Raw genomic sequence first — 9142 nt, forward strand, 5'->3', positions numbered from 1 at the left:
AGTTATTAGTGATGAAAAGAAAAAGTATTATATATGTAGTGGTGGCATTGTTATGCCTCACTGGTTGTAAAAATAAGCGTCATGCGTTGAAGCAGTTGGCTGTGGAGAATCTGAAACAGTCGGTGGAATATCCTAAGCAATTGCAGATGCTGGCTATATCAGAGCCTGATTCGGCTTTTGGGTTCAGCTACTTCTCGCAACAAGAGAAGGCAGGCATCATCCGTATCATGAAGTCGGTCACGGATAGTATTATGAAACGTACCAACAATATGCAGTCGCTGGACATCAATGACTTCTACGTGATGGATCTCGCCGAAAGGCAGATGCGTGCCAACTCGGACATTCGACAGATGCTCAGTCAGGCTACTGGCAAAAAGGAATGGACGGGTTGGAAAGTGAAGATCGACTATCAGGCAGTAACGCATCATGGCATGAAATACAATGCTGAACGATGGTTCTTCATCAGTAAGGACGGCAAGTCAGTGGTGAGGACGTTTGAACTACCGCTGCCATAAAAGTTCTTTCATGAAGATACATGGTAAAAAAGTAGCAGGGGAAGTTATCTGTAGCTTCCCCTGTTTCTTCCTTGAGTATTATAGACTTGCTGTTTATACTATTTCCAGATATTCGCTTTCTCCAACAGAAAATCGTAAAGTCCAATTACCAAGATGCCATTCTCATTATAACCAGTACTGTAATGATCACCGGCAATGATAATCTTGCGGAAGCCGTCTGACACTTGCAAGAGTGAGGCTTGTTCCTGATCAACTTTCTCCTTTGAAGGTAAAGCATAGGCAGACTGAATGTATAATTGTTCATCATGCCGATTGACGACAAAATCTATTTCGAGGTTTCGTCTTGTGAGTTTGCCGTTATTATCGCGTTTGAAACTTTCAACTAATCCGACATCAACCGAGAAACCATTGCGGCATAAGTCGTTATATACAACATTCTCCATAATATGGGTTGGCTCAAATTGGCGGAATTCAACAACGGCATTCCTTATCCCTACATCCTCAAAATAATACTTGGTTTCTGTGCCGATATATTTCCTACCCTTGACATCATAGCGTAATGCTTCGCTGATGATGAATGCATCTTGCAGACACTCGATGTATTTGGCTATCGTTGCCGGGGCAACATCTATACCTGCGGCAGTCTTGAAAGTGTTTGAAATTCGTCGCACGTTGGTACTCGCCCCCATAGTAGAGGCAAGAATACGAACCAGCTCCCGTAAGCTGTCTGCATTCTTTAGATGGTTGCGGTCAATAACGTCTCTTAGATACACCGTCTCAAAAATCTCGCGGAGGTAATTCTGCTTATCTTTAGCTCGTTTCATTCCTGCCACAGCTGGCAGGCCACCATATTTATAGTATTGATCCAGGGCTTCTGCCTTTTCACCACCTATCACCTCATAATATTCTGCAAAACTAAGTGGGTGGATGCGTACTTCCCATCCTCGTCCACGAAATTCCGTTATAATATCTCTTGAAAGGAATTTTGCATTTGAGCCGGTAACATACACTTCTGCATTGGGTACGTCAAGGTAAGAGTTAAGAACATCCTCAAACTCACTGACCAACTGCACCTCATCCAACAGAATGTAATACTTCTCTGTATCTGTCATCAATTTATCAATATGTTCAAGAAGTGCATCTGGATTACGTAGCTTCTTATTTCGGCGATCCTCCAAATTAACTTTGATAATGTGATCTTCGTGAATGCCCCTTTCAAAAAGACTCTTTCGGAAGATATTGAAAAGGAGGAATGACATGGCACAGCGTCGCATCCCGGTGATGATTTTGATCATACCGTTTCCATCAGCATTCTGTAGCTGGCTTAGGTAATACCTCCGTTCAAATAGCATTTTAGAATATATTTTTGTGTCACGACACAGATTTATGCAGCAAATACAACTATTTCATGTCATTTAAGCAACAAAACAGTAATTATTTCCTTGTTTTTCTTATTATCAGAGAAAGGTACGTCATGATGTGCGGTATTTACTGTCCTATCACTTCCATGTTTGCGGTTGCCTCCTTGCTGCAAGTACTCATTTTCTTTGCAAAGTTACGGCATAGGAAAGAACGGCAAGCATCGCTGGGGGCTATGCGCAGAAAAATAGACGGCAGCCTTCCTCAAATCAAGATTTGGGTATTCCGTCAATTTTTCCGTGCATTGCTTGCCTTATTTTTCCCTCTTATGCCGTCCTGTTTTGCTCGAAAATTAAGTACCTGCAAGAAGTCTGAAGACTTCACAAAAGGGAAAAGATTAAGATTGATAACCTCTTAAAATGATAAGTTATGCACGCATGGATTTTTCAATTATCGGAAGAACGCATCGAGGGCTATCTCTGTGAAGATACCTTGTTGCAGGGTGATGGCAGCGATTATGACTATTGTGCCGCCATATCAGAAGAAGAACGGAAGAGAGCCGTTTACTCGCTCATGGCTCATATTCTGCCATTGGGCATGTTTCGCCTGAAAGATGAAACGACCTTGGTGTATCAAGGCGGGTTTGGACAGTGGAAACGTGAGTGGGTTGAGCGTATTCAGACGAAAGCGGCAAAGGTAAACACGGAAAACGTGATGAACTTTTGCGGTGAGGTATACCTGTTGGAGACCGAACTGCAAAATCCGCTGGACACTGATGCCCAATTCTACCTTTGTAATGACGACTATCAGACCTTTGCGGAAAAGTCGGCGGAGTTGATGCGCATGGTGGAGCATCTGACGGAGGGTGACGAACTTTATATCGGTGGTATCATTGATTTTCATTTCTAAAAGCATGGAGAATATCAGTATTTTTTCGATAGAGGGCGTTGATGCAAGAGAGATTTGCAATGCGCAGTTGGGCGATGCCCTATTTGCACCCTGTAGTGTGTGCGACAAGTGGAAAGACGATTTTCCATCAGTGGACAATCTATTTTACGGATATGTGGAAGATGACATCTTCTACAGCTATTCAGACGACGAGTTTGAAACCCACGTCAATGCGATGTTTGACTAAGTAGAACCAGGAGTGTGCCGAGTTTCAGGCATACTCCATCAAAAGGAAATACAATGAAGAAGATTTATCGCGTACCGGCTCGATACATCTTCGAGGGTACTTTCAAGGTAGAAGCAGAGAGCTGCGAGGAAGCCAAGTGTTATGCAAAATCATAAAACTCTGAGGAATGGTCATGGACAGTGGCATACAGACCACTTTGTCATACCGTGAGATTGATTGGGTATTCTGCAACCATCCTTATAAGCAGGTGGGCAGAATAAGCAGGGAGGAGCGAGCATGGCTGGGGTATATCTGACAAGGTATGACCTGCTTTCAAAATCCGGCAGCGGTCACAGTCCGCTGCCTATTTGAAAGAAAGAAGCTTAGCTGAATAACGCTTGGTTTAAAATAAAAGTTTTGTTTTTGACGCAAAAAAACAAGACTTTTATTTGGAAATACTTAATTTCCCTGAAAGCCGTATCTCGATATCACGTCATAAATGAGTGTGATGACTCCACACCGCTTTCATCGCTCCGTTGGGACACGGAGCAACAAGGGAGGGCGGTTATCCATTATGTGCTGGATGGAGTGCATAGCATGGTACAGAAAGGATAGGCTGCCGCTGTTACGCTGGTGATGGATTGTCGCCCATGACCGCTCCACGGCTCCGCCCATCTTACTTCCTGCTCCGTGCCTATGCCCACCATATCGCACATTTTTCCTGTGTGACGTCAGTGCATCTCCAGTGTAACCCAACTCTTGTGTTGCATTGGGGTTACACAGACTACCTATGTGGTTTTACCTATATTTCAGAAGGCTTTTTCCCTGAAAGCCGTATCTCCATTCATTGCGCATAGAGCAGCAACCATTACAATACCGCTTTCATCATTCTTCAGGGACGTAGAATGACAAGGGAGAGAGGTTAGGTCATTTCGTGCGCTACAAGGCCAGTGATGAGTTGAAGATGCCACATTCCATTTCAAACTTGCAGCAAGATGCCCAAGCATCCTTGCATGCAGTTCTTCCATTCCATTTCCGGCTCTCTTCAACTCATTACCTGCCATGGCGCTCTCTTTTTGCTGTGAGAAACTAAACTTCTTCGGTGTTCATCCATTTTCTTCGCGAAGTTCGCTATTGGCACATTCTGATCAAGTACCAGTGCCTTATTTTTCAGGTTTTTATGGGCCGCTCTTTATTTTATCATGGTATGTGAATAAAAACTTGAAGAATTGCGCAATCTTATAAAGTTTGGTTTACAAAGTTAGACATTTTCTATAAAACAAAATTAATAACCTTCGATTTTTTATAATATTTTACCCGTAGAGTCAACCAGCAAGTGCAAAATTAGTCAATCCTTTTCACTAGTGTCCGGTTAAAATTTCCAGACTATCATTCATTTCGTTAATATTCAATGAGATACATCGATTTAAAAAATTTCCGATTTGATTACTTATCTTTGTACTGCCTCATATATAAGATAGCACAGGATATGAATGTCGGAAACACTGTACTCTCGCAACTGATGTCTCTCATCCCTGATTACGAGCTCAGGAAATGTGTTGACAAATATCGAGGGGATTTTCATGCAAGACGTTTCACTTGCCGTGATCAGTTTCTTGTCATGAGTTATGCTCAATTTACTAGCAGTGCAAGTCTTCGAAGTATAGAAGCTCAACTTACCGCATTCAACTCCAAATTGTACCATGCGGGGTTGAAAATCATGCCAAAATCTACTCTTGCTGATATGAACGAAAAGAAAAACTGGCGTATTTATCAAGACTATGCAATGATATTTGTCGATAGAGCTAAGGCCCTTTATAAGGATAATTATTACCGTCTGAACATCGACAACATGGTCTATGCTTTTGACAGCAGTACCATTAATCTTTGTCTGCAACTTTGTCCTTGGGCAAAGTTCCTCCATGATAAAGGGGCGTTCAAAATGCATACCTTGGTTGATGTTAAGAACAGTATACCTAACTTTGTTCTCCTTACTCCCGGCAATGTACATGATAGCCAAGCTATGGATATGCTGCCAATCGAAACAGGCGCCTATTACCTTATGGATAAAGGATATGTCGATTTTGATCGGCTGTTCCGAATCCTTCAACAACAACATGCATACTTTGTTACCCGAGCAAAGGATAATATGAAGTACAATGTTTTCGAGACAAGAGTGGTTGATAGGCAGACTGGTGTCATCTCTGATGAAACTATCAGTCTCTCTGGTCTCTTGACTGCCAAGAAACATCCAGACGTGTTGCGATTGGTTACATATGAAGACTATGCTCAGAACGTTGTGTATCGATTCTTGACTAATGATTTCATCCTTCCAGCAATTACCATTGCAGAACTCTACCGAGAGCGTTGGACTATCGAGACGTTCTTCAAATGGATTAAGCAGCACTTGCATATCAAGTCGTTCTATGGAACAACCCAGAATGCAGTCTTTACGCAAATATGGATAGCTATCTGCGATTATCTGCTTCTTACTATTGCTTTGAAGATGTATCATATTAAGCAAAATCTTTACATATTCTCTAACGTCATCGGACAAGTTCTCTTTGAGAGGACTCCGTTGAATGAACTATTTGATAAAACAATTATTAATCAAAATCCAGAAAATGACCGCCAACTTTCGCTTTGGTGAAATTTAACCGGACAGTAGTGAAGGGCGATAGATAACTATAGACTACGCTCTGCAGGGTATGCAACTTTAATGGGGTCGTATCTCGAATGCCACCCAAAATAGGAACCGCCGTATGCGGAACCGCATGTACGGTGGTGTGAGAGGTCGGTGAACACGAAAGTAGGAAATAAACACCTATGATTAGTGTTTACCTCCTACTCGATTGCTTAATTCAGCAAAATTTCAATGAGAAAGTATTGAGCATTCATGATTAATTGATGGGATTTTAACAGGTTTGTAATATGATATAATTATTTTTGGAGCGAACAAATCTTATAACTATCGTATGATGAAAAGGTGGATTGGCACTGGTATGCTGTTGTTAGTTGTTTCCATGGCCATCATGGCACAAGGAAACAGAACGCAAAAAGTACTGGGTAGGGTGACGGACATACATGGAAACCCGTTGGCTGATGTTAGTTTGAGCATTGTAAACGCGGAGCCTTCAATCACCCAAACTACAGATAAAGCGGGTCGTTTTGAACTACAAGTACCGTTGGGCAGGCAAGTTTTGCGGGCCAGTTCAGTGGGCTACCAGGACAAGGAGATCAGTTTGTTGTTGGTTATGGGTGAAGAAGTGTCACTTGATGTCAAACTGGAGTCTGCCACTTATAATCTCAAGGGCGTAGAGGTGAAGCGATATTACAATAAAGCTCGTCCCATTCAGCCGCTTGCCTATGCGGGCGCTCGAAGCTTTAGTGTGGAAGAAACAGAGCGTTATGCGGGTTCGTTAGGCGATCCAAGCAGGATGGTGAGGAGCTTTGCAGGCGTGATGCCCATCAATGATTCGCGTAATGAGATTGTGGTGAGAGGCAACTCGTCATTAGGGGTTCAATATCGATTGGATGGGATTGAAATTCCAAATCCTAACCATTTCAACGCCGGACTGGGAATGACGGCTGGACAGGTAACTGCCCTTAATATGAATGTTGTTACCAACTCTGATTTTTTGTTGGGAGGTTGGCAGGCAACAAAAGGCAATGCACTTGCGGCAATCTTTGATTTGAATCTGAGAAAAGGCAATCCCAACAACCACCAAATGCGCTTCCAGATGGGCTATAATGGAGCCGAACTCATGACAGAGGGGCCGATAATCAAGGACGGTTCGATGACCTATCTTGCCTCCTATCGTTATTCCATCCCAGAGTTGGCAAGCTATGCCATGAAGATTTTCGGCAAATCCATGGCCGTTGTGCCAAGATATCAAGACCTAACAACCAAGATAGATTGGCGCATCCACGAGGGTCACACGCTTTCATTGATTGGCATTGTAGGTACTAGTAGCATTCATCTCAAGACATCAGAACTCTCAGGGGCGGGTACGACCGTGCAAGTTGACAATCTATCGTTTGACCAAAAGGTTAACTTACGCAGTGGCTTGGCATTGTTAGGTATGGTCTATCATGGCCAACTGGCTGCTCGGACCGATCTTCATGCCACACTTTCTTGGAACTATAATGATATAAAGATGAGAGTGTACAATAAGGAAATGGCCAATCAAGAAGACTTTAAAATGATTTTTACGGATCTAACCAAGGAACATAAACTCTCGTTTTCGGCCGACATCCGTCATCGATTATCCACGCATCACGACAATCTTTATGTGGGTACGGTTGTCGATCAATATTTTTTCAATATGTTCAATGAGGTGGAAGATATACCCTATCCCCTCAATGACGATACAAGCACATTATCCCTTTATCGCGCTTATGCGCAGTATCAGCATTTGTTCAGCGATGCTCTTACTGTCACTGCAGGCGTACATGGCAGTTATTTGCCCCTGAATGGTAACTATGCTTTGGAACCACGCGCTGCTGCTGAGTTAAAACTTGGTACCCATCACACCATTGGTCTCGCAGGAGGCCTTTACAGTCAGTTGCCTCCGCACACTTTTTTCTTTGTCAAAGAGGCCGATGGTCATTATTCGGACAGCAATCATCACTTGGGTTTTTCCAAGAGTTGGCATGCAAACCTCTCGCACAACTACCAAATTAACAAGGATTGGCGTGTGCATACAGAACTATATTATCAATGGCTTTTTGATATTGCGGCTGAGAACAAAGCCTATGGAGTGTCGCTACTCAATTATGGAGCAGGCGAAAACTCCATGGAACGCATCGCCGGACTTCGCAATATTGGCAGGGGACGAAACTATGGACTTGAACTGACGGTGGAAAAATTCTTCAGCAAAAATTATTTCTTCTTGATGTCCGGCACCCTCTATCGCTCACGCTATACCGACCCAGTACTCAACCATGAATTCAGCACAGTGTTCGATGGTGGTTACATCCTCAATGTCACTGGAGGGTTTGAATGGCCTGTGAGCAGCCGTTGGACCCTCTTTGTCTCACCTCAGTTGGCGCTCTCGGGTGGCTTGAGATACACGCCTGTTGACGAGGTGGCATCTCAAGCGACTCACGACCAGGTGTACCAATACGATAAGTGGTATCAAGAACAAATGCCTGTTTACTTCAGATTGGACACTCGTTTGGGCGGCAGACTGAACGGTAAGAAGGTCTCACAGGAGTGGGGAATTGACTTAATTAACCTCACCGATCGAAAAAATATAGCATACATATTTTATGATATTGACAAAGGTGCGTATGTGTCACAATATCATTTCTCCTTTTTCCCCATGGTAGTCTACCGCCTACATTTTGGTCTGTAAGCTCAACAGATGTCCATTGGTGAGCGTGCATGATGCTCTTGTCACGGTTTTGAAAGCACAAAGCATGTGAACGAACGTGCTTAATGGTTATGTACTTCTTATTTGAATCTTCGCGATGATTTTAAAAATCTTTTCATTATTTTTGTCATCAAATAGAAAGTATGGCATGAAAAGATTTTTCTCCGTTTTATTATTTATATGGATGACGCAGTGGGTTGTTGCCATACCAGTCAAAAAGAACGGGTGAAAAATCATTCATCTTGCGAGTGGAGTGGAGGTAAGAGCAATGTTCAAAGGCGATGAACACTTGCATTACATGGAGGCAGAAGATGGTCAGAAATACGTTTTTGACGAACAACTTCAAGCTTATCGACCTGCCGATTTCACAACTTTAGCTAGAAAAGCCGTTGCAAAAAGACGCAGAGCCGCCGCTCGTAGATACACAAAGACACGGGCTTCCTTGGGCGAAAAGCACGCTGGCTATGAAGGAAAGAGAAAAGGCTTGATGATTTTGGTGGATTTTGATGATGCCAAATTCAACCGTAGAGTCAACCAGCAAGTGCAAAATTAGTCAATCCTTTTATAAAACTCTTGTTTGGTGTTGAAAACTTGAGTTTCTCACTTCCAATCTGGAGCATAAGGTGCCGATGTGTTCTTGTATATTCATTTTTCTTTGTTTTGGACTACAAATATAACAAAAGGCAGAGAATCGTTCCCTGCATTTACGCCAAATCATTTAAACACCATATTGATAATCAGATGATTATCACAATAACTCCCGATTTGAAGCATTACCC

General features: G+C 42.8%; 9 protein-coding genes. 8 read left to right on the forward strand and 1 reads right to left on the reverse strand.

Going from position 1 to position 9142, the window contains the following annotated elements:
* The first annotated feature begins 11 nt into the window (after window positions 1–11).
* Complete coding sequence (locus HMPREF0645_RS11320) at window positions 12–515, forward strand: hypothetical protein (protein WP_007175148.1); 504 nt, start codon at window positions 12–14, stop codon at window positions 513–515.
* Window positions 516–613: 98 nt separating this feature from the next.
* Here the strand turns inward: HMPREF0645_RS11320 and HMPREF0645_RS11325 are convergent, their stop codons facing one another.
* On the reverse strand, window positions 614–1867 hold the full coding sequence (locus HMPREF0645_RS11325; RefSeq protein ID WP_007175149.1) for an ATP-binding protein: 1254 nt from the start codon (window positions 1865–1867) through the stop codon (window positions 614–616).
* Between the two features lie 56 nt (window positions 1868–1923).
* Here HMPREF0645_RS11325 and HMPREF0645_RS13885 point away from each other — a divergent pair, with 56 nt between their 5' ends.
* The 7 genes from HMPREF0645_RS13885 to HMPREF0645_RS11360 all read left to right on the forward strand — a co-directional run bounded on the left by HMPREF0645_RS13885 (window position 1924) and on the right by HMPREF0645_RS11360 (window position 8916).
* Window positions 1924–2292, forward strand: coding sequence for a hypothetical protein (locus tag HMPREF0645_RS13885; protein WP_007175150.1), 369 nt, complete (start codon window positions 1924–1926; stop codon window positions 2290–2292).
* A gap of 11 nt (window positions 2293–2303) precedes the next feature.
* Window positions 2304–2783, forward strand: coding sequence for a hypothetical protein (locus HMPREF0645_RS11335; protein WP_007175151.1), 480 nt, complete (start codon window positions 2304–2306; stop codon window positions 2781–2783).
* 4 nt (window positions 2784–2787) lie between these two features.
* Window positions 2788–3009 (forward strand): hypothetical protein, encoded by a 222-nt coding sequence (locus tag HMPREF0645_RS11340; RefSeq protein ID WP_007175152.1) that lies wholly within the window; start codon window positions 2788–2790, stop codon window positions 3007–3009.
* 166 nt (window positions 3010–3175) lie between these two features.
* Window positions 3176–3304, forward strand: a complete 129-nt coding sequence (locus HMPREF0645_RS14335) for a hypothetical protein (protein WP_007175153.1) — start codon at window positions 3176–3178, stop codon at window positions 3302–3304.
* 1173 nt (window positions 3305–4477) lie between these two features.
* Window positions 4478–5638, forward strand: a complete 1161-nt coding sequence (locus HMPREF0645_RS11350) for an IS4 family transposase (protein WP_156777923.1) — start codon at window positions 4478–4480, stop codon at window positions 5636–5638.
* 325 nt (window positions 5639–5963) lie between these two features.
* Entirely contained in the window at window positions 5964–8345 is a 2382-nt protein-coding gene (locus tag HMPREF0645_RS11355; RefSeq protein ID WP_007175157.1) for a carboxypeptidase regulatory-like domain-containing protein, read from the forward strand.
* Between the two features lie 286 nt (window positions 8346–8631).
* On the forward strand, window positions 8632–8916 hold the full coding sequence (locus HMPREF0645_RS11360) for a hypothetical protein (RefSeq protein ID WP_007175159.1): 285 nt from the start codon (window positions 8632–8634) through the stop codon (window positions 8914–8916).
* Window positions 8917–9142 lie beyond the last annotated feature (226 nt).

It is taken from the genome of Hallella bergensis DSM 17361 (assembly GCF_000160535.1).
Taxonomy (GTDB): Bacteria; Bacteroidota; Bacteroidia; order Bacteroidales; family Bacteroidaceae; genus Prevotella; species Prevotella bergensis.

Bases quoted from the DNA above. Each gene is read 5' to 3' on its own strand.
- HMPREF0645_RS11320 (WP_007175148.1), top strand. From the start codon at position 12: ATGAAAAGAAAAAGTATTATATATGTAGTGGTGGCATTGTTATGCCTC.
- HMPREF0645_RS11325 (WP_007175149.1), bottom strand. From the start codon at position 1,867: ATGCTATTTGAACGGAGGTATTACCTAAGCCAGCTACAGAATGCTGAT.
- HMPREF0645_RS13885 (WP_007175150.1), top strand. From the start codon at position 1,924: ATGTCATTTAAGCAACAAAACAGTAATTATTTCCTTGTTTTTCTTATT.
- HMPREF0645_RS11335 (WP_007175151.1), top strand. From the start codon at position 2,304: ATGCACGCATGGATTTTTCAATTATCGGAAGAACGCATCGAGGGCTAT.
- HMPREF0645_RS11340 (WP_007175152.1), top strand. From the start codon at position 2,788: ATGGAGAATATCAGTATTTTTTCGATAGAGGGCGTTGATGCAAGAGAG.
- HMPREF0645_RS14335 (WP_007175153.1), top strand. From the start codon at position 3,176: ATGGTCATGGACAGTGGCATACAGACCACTTTGTCATACCGTGAGATT.
- HMPREF0645_RS11350 (WP_156777923.1), top strand. From the start codon at position 4,478: ATGAATGTCGGAAACACTGTACTCTCGCAACTGATGTCTCTCATCCCT.
- HMPREF0645_RS11355 (WP_007175157.1), top strand. From the start codon at position 5,964: ATGATGAAAAGGTGGATTGGCACTGGTATGCTGTTGTTAGTTGTTTCC.
- HMPREF0645_RS11360 (WP_007175159.1), top strand. From the start codon at position 8,632: ATGTTCAAAGGCGATGAACACTTGCATTACATGGAGGCAGAAGATGGT.